Here is an 18695-nt window from a genome sequence, read left to right as displayed (position 1 = left end):
GTTCAGGCCCTCGCGGTGCGGCGACGGAGGATGTCGGGTCCGGCTTCGGCCAGATCCCAGAACAGGCCGGCCATGATCGCCAGGCCCTCGCGGGTGCCGGAGGCCAGCATGTGCTCGTCGGGCCCGTGCTGGCGGCAGGCCGGGTAGGAATGCGGCACCCAGAGGGTCGGCAGGCCTAAGATTTCCGAGAAGGCGTCGTTCGGCAGCGAGCCGCCGAGATTGGGCAGCAGCGCCGGTTTTTTGCCGGAGCTCGCCTCGATCGACTCCAGCGCCCACTCCACCCAGGGGTCTTCAACCGGCAGCCGGGTCGCCTGAAAAACCTCGGCGGCGCGGGCCGGACGGACCTCGATCATCGGGAAACCGTGCGCGTCGAGATGGGCGCGCACGTTCTGGATCAGGTTCTGCCAGTCGGTGCCGACCACGAAGCGCAGCTGCAGGGTCGCCTTGGCGTGGGGCGGCACGGCGTTGAGCGGGCCGTCGGGATCGCCGGTCTTGAAGGCCAGCACCTCCAGGGTGTTCCAGGCGAAGACCCGCTCGGCTGGGGTGAGGCCCGGCTCGCCCCAGTCGGCATCGATCTTCGGCGCGGTCGGGTCCTCGCCGACGCGGATATCGGCAAGCGCCGCGCGCACGCCCTCGGGGATCGGCGGCGGCCGCAGGGCGTCCACCAGGATGCTGCCGCGGGCATCGACCATCGAGGCGATCGCCGAGGCCAGCACCGTGCCGGGGTTGCGTAGCAGGCCGCCCCAGTTGCCGGAATGGTGCGGGCCCTCCCGCAGGTTGAGGCTCAGCTCGAAATTGTAGGCGCCGCGGGAGCCCAGGAAGAGGGTCGGGCGCTCGCCGTTGAGGCGGGGGCCGTCCGAGGCGATCAGCACGTCGGACCGCAGGGCCTCGGCCTGCGCCCGGCAGAACGGCCGCAGGCCCGGGGAGCCGGATTCCTCGCCCATCTCGATCAGCAGCTTCACGTTGAAACCGAGATGACCCTCGCGCGCTGCGATCACCTGCTCCAGGGCGGCGAGGTTGAGGACGTGCTGGCCCTTGTTGTCGGCGGTGCCGCGCCCGTACCAGCGGTCGCCCTCGACCACGATCTCCCAGGGGCCGAGGCCCTCGCGCCACTGCTCGGGGTAGCCCCGCACCGTGTCGCCGTGGCCGTAGATCAGCACGGTCGGCAGGTCGGCGCCCTCGTGCCGCTCGGCGATCAGGAACGGGCCATGCACCCCGTCCGGGTTCGGGAAGATTTTTGGAGTTTCAAATCCGAGCCGGCTGACCAGCGGCGCGATGAAGCTGTCGAGGTAGGCGCGGAGCGCCGCCTCCTGGTCGGGGGCCTGGCTCTCGGTGGGCATCGCCACCGCCTCCCGTAGGAGCGCGAGGAACGCACCTGAATCGAAGGCCTCGGTGGCGCGCGCGATGGCGGCGTCTCGCGTCATGGTGTGTTTCCCGTGAAACATTCTGGTGCTGGGCCGGCTGGGCGGGCGCGTCAGTGGCGCGCCTCGGGCGCCGTGATGTCGCGCAGGCCGTCGCCCAAAAGATTGATCGCCAGCACGAGGAGGAGGAGCGCCACGCCCGGGATGGTGATCACCCAGGGCTGGAAGAACATGTACTGCTTGCCCTCGGCGATCATCAGGCCCCAGGAGGGCAGAGGCGGCTGCACGCCGAGGCCGAGGAACGACAGGGCGGCCTCCAGCAGGATCGCGTGGGCCATCTCCAGGGTCGCCACGACGATCAGCGCGTTCATGATGTTGGGCAGGATCTCCTGGCCGATGATCCGCAGGTCCGTGAGCCCGGCGGCGCGGGCGGCCGAGACGAAATCCTGGTTGCGGATCTGCTGGGTTGCGGCCCGGGTCACCACGGCGAAGCGGTCCCACAGCAGGAAGCCCAGCACCAGCACCACCACCTTCAAGGAGCCGCCGACCAGCGCCGCCATGGCGAGCGCCACCAGCACCACCGGCATGGCAAGGCGCGTGGTGACGATGTAGCTCACCACCGAATCGACCCAGCCGCCGAAATAGCCGGCGCACAGGCCGAGCGTCGTGCCGATCAGCCCGGAGATCAGCGCCGCCGAGATCCCGATCAGCAGCGAGATCTGGCCGCCGTAGAGCAGGCGGCTCAGGTAGTCGCGGCCGAGCTTGTCGGTGCCGAGCACGTGGTCCCAGGTGCCCTTGGCCTGCCAGATCGGCGGGATCAGGCGGCGGGACACGTCCTGCGCGTAGGGGTCGTGCGGCGCGATGAGCGGGGCGGCGAGGGCCGCCAGCACGATCAGCCCGAGGATCCCGGCCCCGATCAGGAAGCCGGTATGGCGCAGGCCCCGCCGCAGGATCAGCCGGGTGGGGGACGGCACCGGCGCGAGGGCGATCGGCACGTCCGGCGGCAGGGCTGGGGCGGCGAGCGCCGCCGTGTCGGGGGGGAGGCTCATCGGCGGATCCTCACGACTGGCGCAGGCGCGGGTCGAGGAAGGCGTTCAAGAGGTCGGCGGCGAGCGTCAGGCCGATGTAGATCATGGCCAGAACCAGCACGATCGCCTGGACGACCGGGAAGTCGTTGCGGGCGATCGACTCCCAGGCGAGCTGCCCGAGGCCTTGGAGCGAGAACACCGCCTCGATCACAATCGAGCCGCCGAGCATGAAGCCGAACTGCACCGCCGCGAGCGCAATCACCGGGATCACGGCGTTGCGCAACGCGTGCCGCACCAGGATTTTTCGGGGCGGCAGCCCCTTGGCGCGGGCGGTGCGGACATAGTCGGAGGCCAGCACCTCCAGCATGCCGTTGCGGGTGAGGCGCATCACGGCCGGCATCGCGTAGTAGCCGAGCGCGATCGCCGGCAGCACGAAGTTCTTCCAGCTGGCGTTGCCCGAGACCGGCAGCCAGCGGAGGTTGACGGAAAAGATCAGGATCAGCGTCAGGCCGAACCAGAAGCTCGGCATCGCCTGGCCGAGCACCGAGACGGCGAGCGCCGTACGGTCGATCCAGGTGTCCCGCTTCACGGCCGCGATGACGCCGAGGGGAATGGCCACGAACAGCGCGACGGCGAGCGCGATGAACCCGAGATAGAGGGTGATCGGCAGGCGGGCTGCGAGCAGATCGATGACCCGCTCGCGGAAGTAGAAGGAGTTGCCGAAATCGAGGTGCAGGGCCCGCCAGCCCCAGGTGAAGAACTGGGTGAGCAGCGGCTGGTCGAGTCCGTAATCCTGGCGGATCTGCGCGATCTGCGGCCCGGTGGCCTCGGGCCCGGCGATGGCGGTGGCGAGGTCGCCCGAGAGGTGGAGGAGCAGAAAGCTCGCTACCGAGACGGTGACGGCCACCGCCAGGGCGACCAGCACGCGCCGAACCGTGAAGGCCAGCATGGCTCAGGCTCCTTCCTGGCGATGACGATCGCGCGGGTACCCCCTCCCCCCTCTGCGGGGGAGGATGGCCCCCAAAGGGGGTCGGGAGAGGGGAACCCGGCTTCCGGAAAGAGCGCGGCTTTCGTGAAGGCCAACGCCCCATTCTGCACCGTCGCTCCCCTCTCCCGACCCCTGCTGACGCAGGGGCCACCCTCCCCCGCAGAGGGGGGAGGGGGACCGTTGCGCCACGGCCACCACCCTCACTTCCACGACGCCGCGTAGAAGCGCGCCACCTCGTCGGGCTGGGCGGTGAAATTGAGGTCCGACGTGAAGGCGTAGTTGGTCGAGTAGGAGAACATCGGCAGGGCATAGGCCTGCGCGGCGATCCGCTGGAGCGCCTTGGCGTAGGCGGCCTTGCGCGTCTCGGGATCCGTCGAGCCGTCGCCCTCCTGCAGGTCGGCGATCACCTGCGGATCCTTGGTCAGATCCTCCTCGCCGCCGCGGAAATACACCCCGTCGAAGGCCGAGACGTCCAGCACCGAGAACGAACCCCAGGTCTGGTAGCCGATCGAGACCTTGCCGGCCCGCAGCGAATCCCGGAACGCCGCGTAGCGCAGATAGTTGAGCCGCGCCTTGATGCCGACGGCGCCCAGATACCCGATCACCGCCTCGGCATAGTCCCGCTCGCGGTAGGCGCCGAGGTCGATCTCGAACCCGTTCGGATAGCCGGCTTCCTTGAGCAGCGCCTTGGCCTTGGCCGGGTCGTAGGGGTAGCGCATCACCCCCTGGTCGGTGCAGCCGAACTGGTCGACGAAACACAGCGCGTTCATCACCCGCGAGGCGCCGCGCACGAGGTTGTCGACCATCGCCTTGCGGTCGATGGCGTAGGAGATCGCCTGCCGGACGCGCACGTCCTTGAGCGGCGAGTTCTCCTTCGCCCGGCCGAGCGTGTCGAATTGCAGGAAGCCGACCCGCATCGTCTCGGAGTTCAGCACCGTGATGTTGGGCGCGGCGCGCAGTTGCTCGGCCTGGTCGCTCGGCACCCGCCAGATCCAGTCGACGCCGCCGGTCATCAGCTCGGCCATCCGGCTCTCGCCGTCCGGGATGACGCGGAACTGCAGCTTGCCGATCTTCGGTTTCCCGAGGGGGCTGTCCGGCCAGTACTTGTCGAACCGCTCCATGCTGACGCCGCGGCCGCTATCGACCTTGGTGATCCTGTACGGGCCGCTGCCGATCGGCGCCTTGGCGAAGCCGTCGAGGCCGACCTTCTTGAAGTAGGCGGCCGGGAAGATCGGGGTCGGGCCGGCGAGGTATTCGAGCGCCGCCGGGAAGGGCGCCTTCAGGTGGATGCGGACCGTGTGCGGGCCGGTCACCTCCACAGACTTCATCCAGTCGACGTTCTGGCGGGTGACGGTGCGCGCCTCGGGCGTCAGCACGTAGTTGAACGTGAAGGCCACATCCTCCGGCCCGAGCGGGTCGCCGTTGTGGAAGACCACGCCCTCGCGGATCGTAAGGTCGAGGGTCGTGTCGTCCGCCCAGGTCCAGGCGGTCGCCAGCATCGGCTTGTAGGTGCCGTCCTTGGGGTCCCGGTACAGCAGCGTGTCCCAGCAGTTCCGGGCCAGGATCACGCCCTCGCGGGCACTGTTATGATACGGGCTGACGTTCTCGGGCTCGCTGTCGGAGGCGTAGACCAGCGTATCGTTGGCCTTGCCGGCGAGCGCCGGATGCGCGGCGATCAGGGTCGCGAGCGAAGCTGCGAGGGTGAGAGTCCGTAGCGGCATTGAGGCTCCGACGGCGAGGCGGACAGGTCCCGCGGAGCAATCCGCGTCTGCCGCCTTTTTCACCCTGCGATGATGTTGTGCATCTGGGATCGCAACAAGTAGAATTTGGCGAGTGCTGCCTTGCCGGATCGGCAACGGATGTGGCTGTATAGTCTTGCCGAGGTAGGATAGTGCAAACGACAGGCCTCCGCTACTTCCTGGCCGTGGCCCGCACCGGCTCGATTGCTGCGGCCTCCGCACAGCTCAACGTGGCGGCCTCGGCGATCAGCCGGCAGATCGCCAACCTGGAGGCCGAGCTCGACTGCGTGCTGTTCGAGCGGCGCCCGCGCGGCATGGTGCCGAGCCCGGCGGGGGAGCTGCTGGCCCAGCACGCCCATCAGGTGCTGATCCGCGCCGAACAGGTGGTCACGGAAATCCGCGAGCTGGAAGGGCTCGCCCGGGGGTTGATCCGGGTGGCGAGCGCCGAAGGCTTCGCCTTGGATATCGTGCCGAACGCCATCGCGGCCTTCCACGCCGCCCATCCGGGCATCCGGTTCGAGGTGACGGTCCTGCCGCCCGCGCAGGTCACCCAGACGGTGGCCATGGGGGAGGCCGATCTCGGGATCACCTTCGCGCTCGCGCCCACCGCGCAGGTCGAGGTGCTGTACGACGGGCAGGTCGAGATGCGGGTGCTCGCCGCCGCCGACCATCCCCTGGCGGGCGCCTCGGTCCTGCGGCTGGCCGATCTGGTGGCCTATCCGGTCGCGCTGACGACCCGCGACACGACCCTGCGGCAGGCCTTCGACGCCGCCTGCGCGCTGGAGGGCATCGCGGTCGAGCCGGTTCTGACCGCCAACAATCTCTCGACGCTGCTGCCCTTCGTGCGGTGCTCGCGCGGGCTGGCGCTGATGTCGGCGCTGTCGGTGCAGACGCCCGTGCAGCTCAAGGAGCTGGTTAGCCTGCCGATCCGCGCCCGGGCGGGCCTCGCGCGGGGCATCCAGGTCCAGGCCATGCGCGACCGGCGGCTGCCGAAGGCGGTGCGGGCGTTCCTGCGTCAGCTTATCGACGCGCTGCCGCCGCCATAGACCGATTGAGGATCGCTCAGGCGCCCCGGTCGGCGACCGTGCAGCTGTGGTCCAGCACATCCTCGGCGCTGGCACTCGGCGCCCGGTAGGCCAGCAGGATGTAGCCCGGCTCGGGATCGCCCGGTTGCGTCGCCACCGCCGCAAAACTCGTGCGGTGCAGGTCGGGCCGGGCGCCCGGCAGGCCGTGCAGGGCGGCGAAGGGGTTGAAGCGCTCGGCCTCCGCCTCCGGCACGCGCAGGGCATAGTAGCGGTCGCCGGCAAGCGCCACCGGGAAGCGGCTCCAGCGCCGCTGGACTTGGCGGCCGTGGGCCTTCAGGGCCGCCAGCACGCTCGGCCGCAGGCAATCGAGGTGGATGTGCAGCTGGTCCTGGCTGCGGCCCCGGGCCGAGTTGACCGCGAGCCCCACCGCGGCGGGCGACAGCTTCCCCTTGAACACGTCCGCCACGAAGGGCCGCGCCGCCAGCGCCGCCCGCCAATAGGCGGCCCCGCGCGGGCCCCGCAGCACCGGCGCCTCCAGGCCCGCCACCGTGTCGGTGGGCATGATCACGCTGTGGGTCGGCTCCCCCGGCGCACGCAGGACCGCCGTGCCCGGACGCTCGCCGTCGCCCAGATCGACCGAGAGGCAGGGAAAGGTCCGGTTGGCGAGCCGCTTGGCGAGCACGCAGGTCTTCAGCGCCGCCCAGAGGACATCGCGGCTCGGGTCGGGCGCCGCCGCGAGCGGCGTGGGAACCACGAGGGCGGCGAGGAGGACGGCGAGCAGCGCGCGGCGCATGGGGCTTCCGGTGAGGCCGGCTAGGCGGTGGTGCTGTCGATAGCCGATCTTCCCGCGCGCCGGCAAAGCGTCCCGATGCCCTGACGGCCGCGCGCGAACGCGCTAAGCCAAACCCTCCAAAACCGGAATCCCGCACTACTCGGAGTCCCGCGATGGCGCCCGCCCTCACCCCGGAGATCGCCGCCCGCTTCGCGGCCATCGCCCTCGGCCACGTCACCCAGGAATACCCGAACAAGCCGGGCCACGTCCTGGCGGGGCCGGAGGATGCCCGCACCCCCGCCGCGCTGCACCCGGTCTTCCACGGCAGCTACGATTGGCATTCCTGCGTTCACGCCCACTGGCTGCTCGCCCGGGTGCTGCGCCTGTTCCCGGAGGGCGTGCAGGCGGGCGCGATCCGCGCGCATTTCGACGCGCAGCTGACCTTCGAAAAGGTCGCCGGGGAATGCGCCTACTTTGGCCAGCCCACCGCCCGGGGCTTCGAGCGACCCTACGGCTGGGCGTGGCTCCTGAAGCTCGCCGACGAACTCGCCCACCTAGACGAGCCCCGCTGGGCCGAGGCACTGGCGCCGCTCGCCGGGATCGTGGTCCAACGCATTCGCGATTTCCTGCCGCTGGCCGCCTACCCGGTGCGGGTGGGGACCCACTTCAACACCGCCTTCGCCCTGCGGCTCGCGGCCGACTACGCCGAGGGGGCGGGGGATGCGGCGCTCCGGGCCCTGCTGCTGCAGAAGGCCGAGCGCTGGTACGGAGCGGACGAGGCATGCCCCGCCTGGGGTGAGCCGGGCGGCGACGACTTCCTGTCCTCCGCGCTGATCGAGGCCGAGTGCATGCGCCGCCTGCTCCCGCCGGAGCGGTTCGGGCCCTGGTTCGACCGGTTCCTGCCCGATCTGGCTTCGGGCCGGCCCGCGACCCTGTTCCGCCCGGCCGAGGTCATGGATCGCAGCGACGGCAAGATCGCCCATCTCGACGGGCTGAACCTCAGCCGGGCGTGGTGCTTCCGGGCGCTGGCCGCTGCCCTGCCTCCAGAGGATCCCCGCCGGCCGTTGCTGATCGCGGCGGCCGAGGTGCATCTGGCGGCGGGGCTTCCGCATGTGGCGGGCGACTATATGGGCGAGCATTGGCTGGCGACCTTCGCGCTGCTCGCCCTGGAAGCATGAGCCAGATCCACGGAGCGGCCGGCAAACGATAAGAGATTTCTGAGAACGTTCTGTCGCGGGCTGCGTTGATCTCGGTTGGACAAAAAAAGACCGCCCTCGAGGAGCGGTCCGAAGTCTAGGGAGGAAACGCCCACGAGGGGCAGCAGCGCGACGACGCCATCGTCGTGCTGCACTGCGTCAACCCCAGAGGGGCGGGGTTGTTCCGGCTCGGGCATCCCGAGGCGCGGGGCTTGGTTGACGGGGGCTCACCGATCCGTGGCACGACCCTTTCCCGGGTGCGTGCAGCGCGCGCTCAACCCTGGACCTCGCCGCCCCGATCAGGTGCCGTCACTCCTGCGCCGCACCTTCCACGGGAAGGCGGCGTAGCGCCCGCGATGGGCCGCGCCCCTTGGCCGCCTCGTAGAGGACCTGGGCGAGCTGCGCGGCCGAGTAGGGCTTGCGCACCAGGGCGAAGCCGTGGGTGTCGTCCTTGGCCAGGACGTGGCTGTAGCCCGAGGTCAGCACCACCGGCAGATCCGGGCGATTGGACTGCAGCCGGCGGGCGAGGGCGACGCCGCCCATACCGGGCATCACCACGTCCGAGAACACCACGTCGAAGCGCTCCGGCGTGCTGTCGAGTTCGGCCAGCGCCTCCTCGGCGGATTTCGTCCAGACCGGCGCATGGCCCAGATCCTCCAGGATCTGGGTGCAGAAGCGGCCGACCCCGAGATTGTCCTCGACCACGAGGATGCACAGGCCCCGCTGCGGCTCCGTCTCCGGCTGCGCGTCGCGGCCGGCCTCGACCGTCGCCGCGGGGGCCGCGACCTGCGGCAGGTAGAGGGTGAAGGTGGTCCCGCCGCCCAGCGCGCTCGCCACGTCGATGTCGCCGCCCGACTGCTTGGCGAAGCCGATCACCTGGGAGAGGCCGAGCCCGGTCCCCTTGCCGACCTCCTTGGTGGTGAAGAACGGCTCAAAGATCCGCCCGAGATCCGGAGCCGGGATGCCGGCGCCGGTGTCGGAGACCCGCACGGCTACGAACGGCCCCTTGGCGCCGGCATGCCCGCGGATCGGCGGCATCGGGCAGTCGGCGTCGAGGCGCAGGGTCAGACCGCCTTCCCCGTCCATGGCGTCCCGGGCGTTGACCGCCATGTTGATCAGGGCCGTCTCGAACTGGCTCTCGTCGGCGCGCACGTAGCGGGGTGTCTCCGGCAGGTCGATGGTGACGCGGATCCGCGCGCCGGTCACCGAATCCAGCATGTCGGCGATGCTGCGCAGCCGGGCGCAGATGTCGAACACCTGGGGCTTCAGCGCCTGCCGCCGGGCGAAGGCGAGGAGCTGGCCGGTCAGCTTGGCGGCCCGGTCGACCGTGTCGGAGACCGCGTCGAGGTAGCGGCGGCGCCGTTCCTCCGCGAGGTCGGGCCGGCGCAGGAACTCCATGGAGGAGCGGATGATCGTGAGCAGGTTGTTGAAGTCGTGCGCCACGCCGCCGGTGAGCTGGCCGATCGCCTCCAGCTTCTGCGATTGGCGCAGGGCCTCCTCGGCCTGACGCTGCTCGGTGATGTCGCGGCCGAACCCGTAGAACAGCCCGTCTTCCGGCACGACCGTCCAGAGTACGCGCCGCCGGTCGCCGGAATGGGTCACGCAGGCCAGTTCCACGTCCTCGACCCGCCGGTCCTCGCAGAGCGGCCGCAGGGCGGCCCGCGCGGCCTCGCGCTCCGGCTCCGCGATGAAATCCAGGGCTGCCCGGCCCAGGGTCTCGGCCTCGGACCAGCCGAGCGCCCGGCTCCAGGAGGGGTTCACCGACTGGACCCGCCCGTCCCGGTCGCAGACCACCTTCAGCACCGGCGAGAGCGTCCAGACCCGGTCGCGGTCCCGGGTCTGCGCGGCGACCTGCGCCTCCAGGCGCTCCGCCCGCGACTGGAGCAGGTCTTCGGCCCGCTTCCGTTCGGAGACGTCGTGGGCGAAGACGTAGAACCCATCAACCTGCCCGTCCGGCCCGCGCCGCGGGAGGTAGCGTGTGTCGGCGGTGCGGCTCCCGCCGTCCGGGAAGGTCCAGGCCCATTCGTGCCGGATCTCCTCGCCCGCGAGCGCCCGCTCGATAGCGGGGCGCCGGGCCTCGAAGGCCTCGGGGCCGAGGAGGTCGATCACGGTCCGCCCCACGACCTGGCTGGCGGACTGGCCCGTCCAGGTCTCGTAGGCGGCGTTGGCGAACTGGTAGACGAGATTGCGGTCGATGAAGGCGATCAGCACCGGCATCGCGTCCGCCACGAGGCGCAGTTCGGCCTCCCGCGCCTGCAACACCATCTCGCTCCGGCGGCGCTCGGTGATGTCGTTGAACAGGATCGCGACGCGGTTCCGCAGCGGCCCGTCGACCCGGTAGGCGTGCACGTCGTACCAGCGGCCGAGGCCCGCGGCCTGCTGCTCGAACCGGACCGGCTCCCCGGTCCGGGCGACCTGGCCGTAGAGATCGAACCAGTGCTGCTCGTGGCCGGGCACGAGCTCCCGCATGGTGCGGCCGACCGCGCCGGTCAGGCCGGTCTGGCTCTCGAAGGCGGCATTGACCTCCAGGAAGCGGTAATCGACCGCACGGTCGTCCGCGTCGAAGATCATCTCGACGATGCAGAAGCCGGCGTTGAGGAAGGCGAACAGCGAGCGGTCGCGCTCCTCGGTGCGGCGCAGGGTGGCCTCGGCGCAGCGGGAGTCCAGCTGGGTCATCACCGCCCGGGCGAGCGCCTTCAGGACGAAGACCTGCTGGTCGGTCAGCGTGTGCGGCTCCCGGTCGAGCACGCAGAGGGTGCCGATGGCCCAGCCGTCGGACGTCACCAGCGCGACGCCCGCATAGAAGCGCAGGTGCGGCTCCCCGGTGACGAGGGCGTTGGCGGCGCGATCCGGCTCTGCCGCCAGGTCGGGCAGGATCAGGATGCCGTCCGTGCGCATCGCCTCGGTGCAAAAGCCGAGTTCGAGCGGCATCGCCTGCCGGGCGTGGCCTACAGCGGCCTTGATCCACTGCCGGTCGGCGTCGATGAAGTTGATATGCGCCATCGGCGTGCCGCAGGCCTGTGCGGCCATCTCGGCAATCTCGTCGAACGCCCGTTCCGGGGGCGTGTCGAGGATCGCGTAGGCCCGCAGGGCGGCGAGACGCTGGGGATGCTGGGGCTCGAAACCCGACGGGCGGGGCATTGTCTGGGTCCGCGACACGGGGGCGTCATAGCCCACGCCTTCGACCCTCCCAAGTGGATCCATGCAACTCCGACCCAGCGATACGGCCAACGAATGGTGTGTGTGGGGGTAAGCTCTTGAACCAATGGAGCAGATTCTGCTTCCGCCGCGGTGCGCACGCGCGCGGCGGATGGCAGCAGATGCCCGTGGCGTGTGGTAACTCAATTCGAAGTCGTAAAACCTTCGCTCATGTTCGGTTGTCGCTAGCGCCTCGCCCCGAATCTCGGACGCCCCAACCGACGATCACGGATTCGTGTTCCGGCCAGCGCCCGTTTCCAGCAGATGGAGCGCACTGCCGAACGCGGCGCTGTGGATTGGATCGCCGCGCCCGGGAGCCCCGGCGGCCCATGCTGCGTTGGCGGCACGGGAACATGGGTTTGGATCGGTATGGCCAATCGCAGGTTGAAACTGGGCGTGCAGCAGGGCGCCGAGGACGCGCCGCTGATGCCCACGGGCGCCCTCGCGGTGGCACTCCTGAGCTACGCCGCCGGGACCACGCCCCTCGTCCACGTCGCCCGGGACGGCCGCCGCCTGGAGGAGTTGGCCGCAACCCTCCGGGCCCTCAACCCCGAGGCCCGGGTTGTGGTCTTCCCCGAATGGGATTGCCTGCCCTTCGACCACGCCTCGCCGTCCCGGGCCACCATGGGCGCCCGGGCGGCCGTGATGCGCTGGCTGACCGACCGTGACGCGCTGCCCGACTTCGTGCTGACGACGGCCCCGGCCCTGATCCAGCGGGTGCCCCCGCCTGAGACCTGGGCCTCGGCCCGGGTGACGCTTCGGGTCGGCGATCCGCTCGACGTCGCCGCCGCGACCACCGACCTCAAGCGCCTCGGTTATATCCTCGACGAGCGTGTCGACGAGCCCGGCGAGATCGCCGTCCGGGGGCGGACCGTGGAAGTGTTCCCCGCCGCGGCATCACGGCCATGCCGGATCGAGCACGCGGACGGCCATGTCACCGCGATCCGCTCCTACGACCCGATCTCGCAGCGCTCGGTCGCCGAGGCGGACGAACTCGTGATCGACCCGGCCACCGAGATCATCCTGGAGCCTGGCTCCGGCCAGAGCTTCGAGCCCTTCACCGGCCAGGAGCACCGGCTGGAGCGCTACTATCCGCGTCTCGTCACCCTGCTCGACTACGTGCCCGAGGCGCGCCTCGTGGTGGAGGAGGGCACCCAGGCCCGGATCGATGCCGTGTTCGAGCAGATGACGGAGGCGCAGGGCAGGCTCGGCGGTCGGGGGCAGGCCGGGGCGGGCCTCTATCTCACGCCACAGGCGTGGCGCGATATCGTGGCGGCGCACGACCGGATCGCCGCCACCGAGGAGGCCGCAGAATCGCTGGCGCTGCCGTCCTTCGCCCGGGAGCGCCGACCAGGCACCGCTTTCGCCAAGCTGCTGCGCGAGCGGCTGAAGGCCGGCGACGTGATCGTCCTCGCGGGCAGCCGCCAGCCGCTGCGGCGCCTCGTGCGCCAGACCGGGCGGATCACCGAGCGCACGATCCGGCTGATCGACGCCTGGACCGACGTCGCCAAGGCGACCCCCGGGGATGTCCTCGCCCTGGAGGCGCCCCTCGGGGCCGGGTTCCGGGTGCCCGATCAGGGCGCGACCGTCATCGCCGCCGCGGACCTGTTCGGGCCGGACGCCGCGATCACGGGCGGCACCCGGGCGATCCTGCCGATGGGTGAGGTCGACCTGCGCCCCGGCGATGTCGCGGTCGACCGCGACCGCGGCCTGTGCGTGTTCGAGGGGCTGGAGCCGGTGGCCACCTCGGGTGCCACGCAGGGCGAGGAGGCCTCCGAGGCCCTGCGCCTGCGCTTTGCCGGCGACGCGATCCTGATGGTGCCGGTCTCCCAGGCGGACCGGATCTGGCGCTACGGCCCGGAGCCTGACGCCGTCACCCTCGACAAGCTCGACGGCGGCACCTGGCCCCGCCGCCGCCTGGAGGCCGAGGCCACCATGGCGCGCACGGCCCGCATCATGCTGGAGGCCGCCCGCGCCCGCCGGGAGACGGACGCGCCGGTCCTGGCGCCGCCCGCCAACGACATGGAGCGTTTCACCGCCGGCTTCGGCTTCGCGCCGACTCCGGATCAGGCCGCCGCCATCGACGAACTGATGGCCGATCTCGCCTCCGGCCGGCCGATGGATCGGCTGGTCTGCGGTGATGTCGGCTTCGGCAAGACCGAGGTGGCGCTGCGGGCGCTGGCGGCCGCGATCTTCTCCGGCAAGCAGGCCGCGCTCATCGCCCCCACCACCGTCCTGGCCCGCCAGCACGCCGAGACCCTGCGCCGCCGCTTCGGTCGGTTTGGCATCGAGGTGGCGCAGCTCTCCCGCCTCGTGGCGCCGGCCGAGGCCAAGCGCGTCAAGGCGGGGCTCGCCGACGGTTCGATCCGGCTTGTGGTCGGCACCCACGCCCTCGCCGGCAAGGGCGTCGCCTTCGCCGACCTCGCCCTGACGGTGATCGACGAGGAGCAGCGCTTCGGCGCGAAGATGAAGGCGGATCTCCGCCGCCTCGCGGAGGGCGGCCATGTGCTGACGCTCACCGCGACGCCGATCCCCCGTACCCTGCAGGCGGCGCTCGTCGGCCTCCAGAGCCTCAGCGTCCTGGCCACGCCCCCGGCGCTCCGCCAACCGGTTCGGACCGTGGTGGCGCCCTACGACGCGGAAGCGGTGCGCGAGGCGCTGATCCGCGAGCACCGGCGCGGTGGCCAGAGCTTCGTGGTCTGCCCGCGGATCGAGGACATCGCCCCGATGGCCGAGCGGCTGCGCGCCCTCGTGCCGGACCTCTCGATCCTGGTGGCGCACGGGGAGCTGAAGCCCTCCGCCATGGACGAGGTGATGGTCCGGTTCGCCGAGGGCGACGGCGACGTGCTGCTCGCCACCGCCATCGTAGAGAGCGGGCTCGACGTGCCCCGGGCCAACACCATGCTGGTCTGGGAGGCGGCGAAATTCGGGCTGGCGCAGCTCCACCAGCTCCGGGGCCGCGTCGGCCGCGGCCAGCGGCGCGGCACCGTCCACCTGCTGAGTGACCCGGCCGCGCCCCCGCCGCCGGCCGCGCTCCAGCGCCTGCGCGCCCTGGAGGCCCTCGATCGCCTCGGCGCCGGCTTCGCGGTGAGTGCCCGGGACCTCGACCTGCGCGGGGCCGGCGATCTCGTCGGCGAGGATCAGGCGGGCCACGCCAAGCTCGTCGGGCTCGGTCTCTACCAGCACCTGCTGCAACTGGCGCTCACCGACGCCAAGGGCGGCCGCGCCGAGGATTGGAGCCCGGAGATCGACCTCGGACTTCCGAGCCGGATCCCCGAGGATTACGTGCCGGAGCCGGAGATCCGTCTGAGCCTCTACACGCGGCTCCTGCGCCTGCGCGAGGCCGAGGCGATCGACGCCCTGGCCGGCGAGGTGGAGGATCGGTTCGGCATGGCTCCCGCCCCCATGCTCGCGCTGTTCGATCTGGCGCGGCTGCGCGCGGCCTGCTGCGAGCTGGGCGTCGCCCGGCTCCGCGCCGGGCCGCAGGGCGTGGCGGCCGATCTCAGGCCGGACCGGCCTTTGCCCGCCCTGCCGGTGACGGACGGCGTGATCCTGCGCGAGGGCCGCGTGGTCTGGAAGCGGCCCTGTCCCGACGCGGCCGCCTGTGCGGCGCTGGCGGGCGATCTCCTCGACCATATCCGCACCGCCCGGGAACGCGCCGGCTGAGCGCAGGCCTTACTTCCCGAGCGGGCTACGAAGTTTCACACATCGCCGACCCCTCCCCACAAGGGGAGGGGAAATGCGCTCCCTTCCCTGGCCTTTATCGTTCAGCTGAGTCGGGTGACTCCGGCAGCCCGCACGGGGGAGTCCCCGTTCCCTGTGGGTCGATGAAGCGGCGCTGTCGTGTCCCGGGCCGGAAACCCCGAGGCCGCGATGGCTGATCTTGCGCCCGGCGCTTCAAACGGTCACAGCCTGTCGCGCAGAAACCGCGAACGGGAGTGTCCCATGCACGTCACGATTGAGCAGGCCGAGAAGGCCATTGCCGCCGCCCGGGCGAAGGCGATCGAGCTCGGCACCCAGATGTGCATCGCGGTGGTGGATTCCGGCGGCAACCTGAAGGCGTTCCATCGCATGGACGACGCCTGGGTCGGCTCCATCGACATCGCCCACAAGAAGGCCAAGACGTCGGTGTTCTTCGGCATGATGACCGGCCAGATCGGCCAGCTGTCGCAGCCCGGCGGTCCGCTCTACGGGATCGAGCACTCGAATGACGGTCTGATCACCTTCCCGGGCGGGATCCCGATCGTCGATGCCGACGGCGTGATGTCGGGCGCCATCGGGGTCAGCGGCTCCACGGTGGAGAACGACCACACGGTCGCGGAGGCCGGTGCCAAGGCCATCGGCCAGACCGAGCTGCCGGCCCATCCCTGGCGGACGTAACCGGGGGTCAGGAGGCGCGCTGCGCGAGCGCGCGTCCGATTCCGAGCAGCAGCATGCCCGAGAGCAGGCGCAGAGCGGCGTCGCCGTGGCGCTCCAGGGCGGTGTGAAGCTGGACGCAGTGGTCGGCCGCGGCGTCCAGATGCTCCGTCGACGCCGGGCCGCTATCCCGCCGCGGGACCGACCGGCCGGACAGGTTCGTGATGTCGATATAGGCGCCCCGCCCGTGCAGGCCGCCGGTCTCGGTGGGCGCCAAGAGGCCTTGGTTGAGGATCCAACGGGTCTCCCCCGTCCTGGTCAGGATGCGGAACTCGATGGCGACCGGTCCACCCGTCTGCCGGAGATCCCGGATCGTGCCGAAGACCCAGTCGCGATCCTCCGGATGGATCTGCGCCAGCGCGACGTCGAGGGGGACGGGCTTGCCCACAAGGCCGGGATTTCCCGCAAGCACGGAGGCGGCGCCCAAGTCCAGGACGGATTGGCCGGCTGAGACATCCGTATCCCAGGTGCCGATAAAGCCCGCGGCCTGCAAGGCCGACGCTGTCGTGGAAGCCAGCAGCATCAGGGTCCCCAACCGGCTTTGGCCGGCAAGCGTTTCAGGGCCGGATGGACCATCCGATAGACAGTTTTCGTCGCCGGTATCTCGATCACGCCGACGCCCCAGATTTTACAGGATCGAATCATGTTGTCACACAATATTTTGCTGAGCAATATTCTGCTCGAATTATAGGTGTCGAGAGGACTGTATGACTTTAGACTGAGGCGTTGAGACCGGGCGTTGCTGTCGATTGCAGCGGATCTCGCCGTTGATGCGTGTCCGTTCCGGACCTGTGGGTATTTGGTCCTGACGTCCGGGTGCCACTGGCGCCGCTGCGGATCGGGGCCCACTCTCCCGCACCCGGCACGGGGCCGACATAGGGCGGAGGCTTCCGCCTTTCGGAACAGGATGGTGCCGGTCGAGGATATCGAAGATCGTGCCGGGTTCGGTGTCCGGCCTGATGCTGCAGGGAGGAACGGTTCCGCCATGTCCGACGACAACGTCATCCGCCCAGCCTTCGGAACTCCGCGCCGGCCCACGCCGGAGGCTCCCCGGGCGCCCCTGCGCGTCCTCGGCACCGGGGCCGGCCACCGGGTCGGCCTGATCCGGGATCCCGAGGCCAAAGAGGGCGACGTCTTCCGGATCGTGGTCGGACCAGAGGACGAGCCGGGCGTCGAGACCGTGGCGCTGCTGCCGGCCACCGCCGACGCGGAGGCCGAGGCCGAGCGGATCGGCTTCGCGATCCTGCGGACCCTGGAGATGGTCGAGGGTGCGTTCTGAGCCTCAGAGCATCGTCCCGGAAGGGGGCGTCCGGCTTTTGGGTGGAGACGATGCACAAGCTCCGGCGGCGGGTGTTCTCCCTGGGAGGCGCGGAGGGACGCATGAGGATCGGCAGGGTCAGCAGCACGGAGATCGCGATCCCGGCGCGGGCCGGACTGGTCTGGTCGGTGCTGACCGACCTTGAATCCTACCCGGCCTGGAACCCGTTCATCCGCCGGGCGGAGGGCCCGCGGCGTCTCGGAGCGCGCTGGCGCCTGGAGCTGACCCTGTATGGCCGCGCCTACCGGACATTGCGGGTGCAGGTCACCTGCTGGGAGCCCGGCCGGCGCCTGACGTGGCGCGGCGGAATCCCGAGGCCGCCCCTGCTCATCCGCACGCACGATGTCCGGATCACCGAGACTCGGCAAGGCGTCGACCTCGTCCAGGCGCAGACCTTCACGGGCCTGCTCGCCCCCGTCCTGTTCCCGTGGCTGCGCACCCATACGCAGGCCCGGCTCGCCGAGATGAACGCGGCCCTGCGGGACGAGATCGCCCGCCGGACGGCGGAGACGGCCTGACCGGCGCGGGTCAGTCGACCGGCTTTGGCTTGATCACCGGCGAGCGGGTCAGACTCTGGATCTCGCGGCCGGGCCGCCCCGCCTTGAGGGCGATCTCCGCTTCCTGCTCAAGGATGAGCTGGCGGGCCGGCTCGTCGCCGTCCAGGCCGCCCAGGATCTCCATCGGCACCCGCCGGTTCGAGGCCCGGGAGCCGTCGGCATAGACGACATCGAACATCACAAAGCCCCGCTCTTGCGGTCTCGACTTGATACGCTTGGCCATAGGTGCTGATACGCCGGCTGAATTGGTTGCGGCAAGCCGTTGTGGCGGGCTTGGGCTGTGCGGCGCGCATAGGCCGCGCCCGGCGCCGCCGCGGGGTCGCCGCAGCCCCGCACCGAGCGAGGACGCCACGCGTGATACCCTGGGTTCATCTCGACACCGGCTCCGTGCCCGGTGGCGGCACCGACCTGCGCCTGATGCGGCGCGGCGACGAGTTCGCGATCCTGGCCGACACGATCGAGCTGATGAACAACCGCCGCAGCGGCTCCGAGGTGGCGCTGGCGGCGCTGACCTGCGCACGGCTGGCGGACCGGCCCCGGGCCCGGATCCTGATCGGCGGCCTCGGCATGGGTTTCACCCTGCGGGCGGCGCTGGCGAATCTCGGCCCCGAGGCGCGGGTGGTGGTGGCCGAGCTGGTGCCGGCGGTGATCGCCTGGGCCAGGGGCCCGCTGGCGCATGTTTTTGCCGGTTGCCTGGACGATCCGCGCGTCGATCTGCAGGAGGCCGACGTGAACCGCCTGATCCAGGTGGCGCCGGAGCGCTATGACGCGATCCTGCTCGACGTCGACAACGGCCCGGAGGGCCTGATGCGGCGCGCGAACGACCGGCTCTACGACAATTGGGGCCTCAAGCGGGCCCACTGGGCCCTGCGGCCGGGCGGCATCCTGGGCGTCTGGTCGGGGGCTCCGGATCGGAAGTTCAAGAGCCGGATGCAGCGCTCCGGCTTCGCGGTGGACGAGCAGCGCGTCCATGCCAGTGGCCGCGGCAGCGGGCCCAAGCACGTTGTGTGGCTCGGGACGCGGGTGGATGGGCCGCGGCAGGATCGCTGAGCGGGGTCGGCGCAGTCATGGAGACAGCGCGGCGCGTCGAGGGGGAT

At 70.8% G+C, this 18695-nt stretch carries 15 protein-coding genes; 7 read left to right on the top strand and 8 right to left on the bottom strand.

What is annotated here, in order from left to right; all coding sequences use genetic code 11:
- Positions 1–2: 2 nt before the first annotated feature.
- The 4 genes from BLQ49_RS12885 to BLQ49_RS12870 all read right to left on the bottom strand — a co-directional run bounded on the left by BLQ49_RS12885 (position 3) and on the right by BLQ49_RS12870 (position 5098).
- Positions 3–1424 carry a M20 family metallopeptidase gene (locus tag BLQ49_RS12885; protein WP_091716317.1) on the bottom strand — a complete coding sequence of 474 codons (1422 nt, stop codon included), beginning with the start codon at positions 1422–1424 and terminating at the stop codon, positions 3–5.
- Positions 1425–1474: 50 nt separating this feature from the next.
- On the bottom strand, positions 1475–2410 hold the full coding sequence (locus BLQ49_RS12880) for an ABC transporter permease (protein WP_091716316.1): 936 nt from the start codon (positions 2408–2410) through the stop codon (positions 1475–1477).
- Positions 2411–2420: 10 nt separating this feature from the next.
- Complete coding sequence (locus BLQ49_RS12875; RefSeq protein WP_091716315.1) at positions 2421–3338, bottom strand: ABC transporter permease; 918 nt, start codon at positions 3336–3338, stop codon at positions 2421–2423.
- Positions 3339–3577: 239 nt separating this feature from the next.
- Positions 3578–5098, bottom strand: coding sequence for an ABC transporter substrate-binding protein (locus tag BLQ49_RS12870; protein ID WP_091716314.1), 1521 nt, complete (start codon positions 5096–5098; stop codon positions 3578–3580).
- A 170-nt stretch (positions 5099–5268) separates the two neighbouring features.
- Between BLQ49_RS12870 and BLQ49_RS12865 the strand changes: the two genes are divergently transcribed.
- Positions 5269–6162 (top strand): LysR family transcriptional regulator, encoded by an 894-nt coding sequence (locus BLQ49_RS12865; protein ID WP_091716313.1) that lies wholly within the window; start codon positions 5269–5271, stop codon positions 6160–6162.
- Positions 6163–6178: 16 nt separating this feature from the next.
- Here the strand turns inward: BLQ49_RS12865 and BLQ49_RS12860 are convergent, their stop codons facing one another.
- Positions 6179–6934: a CDP-diacylglycerol diphosphatase gene (locus BLQ49_RS12860; protein ID WP_091716312.1), complete on the bottom strand. Its 756-nt coding sequence runs from the start codon at positions 6932–6934 to the stop codon at positions 6179–6181.
- A 152-nt stretch (positions 6935–7086) separates the two neighbouring features.
- Here BLQ49_RS12860 and BLQ49_RS12855 point away from each other — a divergent pair, with 152 nt between their 5' ends.
- The gene (locus tag BLQ49_RS12855) at positions 7087–8091 is read left to right on the top strand and encodes a DUF2891 domain-containing protein (protein WP_091716311.1); all 1005 of its coding nucleotides are present in this window, start codon (positions 7087–7089) and stop codon (positions 8089–8091) included.
- Positions 8092–8418: 327 nt separating this feature from the next.
- Here BLQ49_RS12855 and BLQ49_RS12850 read toward each other — a convergent pair whose 3' ends face one another.
- Positions 8419–11250, bottom strand: a complete 2832-nt coding sequence (locus tag BLQ49_RS12850; RefSeq protein WP_091716310.1) for a PAS domain-containing protein — start codon at positions 11248–11250, stop codon at positions 8419–8421.
- Between the two features lie 426 nt (positions 11251–11676).
- On the opposite strand from BLQ49_RS12850, the gene BLQ49_RS12845 reads away from it, so the two are divergent.
- On the top strand, positions 11677–14973 hold the full coding sequence (locus BLQ49_RS12845) for a DEAD/DEAH box helicase (protein ID WP_091716309.1): 3297 nt from the start codon (positions 11677–11679) through the stop codon (positions 14971–14973).
- 279 nt (positions 14974–15252) lie between these two features.
- The gene (locus BLQ49_RS12840) at positions 15253–15687 is read left to right on the top strand and encodes a GlcG/HbpS family heme-binding protein (RefSeq protein ID WP_091716308.1); all 435 of its coding nucleotides are present in this window, start codon (positions 15253–15255) and stop codon (positions 15685–15687) included.
- A gap of 7 nt (positions 15688–15694) precedes the next feature.
- On the opposite strand, the gene BLQ49_RS12835 is transcribed toward BLQ49_RS12840, so the two are convergent.
- A complete protein-coding gene (locus BLQ49_RS12835; protein ID WP_091716307.1) occupies positions 15695–16246 on the bottom strand; it encodes a PAS domain-containing protein in 552 nt (183 codons plus the stop codon).
- 462 nt (positions 16247–16708) lie between these two features.
- Here BLQ49_RS12835 and BLQ49_RS12830 point away from each other — a divergent pair, with 462 nt between their 5' ends.
- Positions 16709–17002: a hypothetical protein gene (locus BLQ49_RS12830; protein WP_091716306.1), complete on the top strand. Its 294-nt coding sequence runs from the start codon at positions 16709–16711 to the stop codon at positions 17000–17002.
- 101 nt (positions 17003–17103) lie between these two features.
- Entirely contained in the window at positions 17104–17559 is a 456-nt protein-coding gene (locus BLQ49_RS12825) for an SRPBCC domain-containing protein (RefSeq protein WP_091716475.1), read from the top strand.
- Positions 17560–17569: 10 nt separating this feature from the next.
- On the opposite strand, the gene BLQ49_RS12820 is transcribed toward BLQ49_RS12825, so the two are convergent.
- On the bottom strand, positions 17570–17821 hold the full coding sequence (locus BLQ49_RS12820; protein ID WP_091716305.1) for a hypothetical protein: 252 nt from the start codon (positions 17819–17821) through the stop codon (positions 17570–17572).
- Positions 17822–17952: 131 nt separating this feature from the next.
- On the opposite strand from BLQ49_RS12820, the gene BLQ49_RS12815 reads away from it, so the two are divergent.
- Positions 17953–18648, top strand: a complete 696-nt coding sequence (locus BLQ49_RS12815) for a spermidine synthase (protein WP_091716304.1) — start codon at positions 17953–17955, stop codon at positions 18646–18648.
- Positions 18649–18695 lie beyond the last annotated feature (47 nt).

Source organism: Methylobacterium phyllostachyos (genome assembly GCF_900103445.1).
GTDB classification, from domain to species: domain Bacteria; phylum Pseudomonadota; class Alphaproteobacteria; order Rhizobiales; family Beijerinckiaceae; genus Methylobacterium; species Methylobacterium phyllostachyos.
The sequence above is the reverse complement of the archived record's forward strand: the minus strand, read 5'-3'. Positions and strand labels throughout refer to the sequence as shown.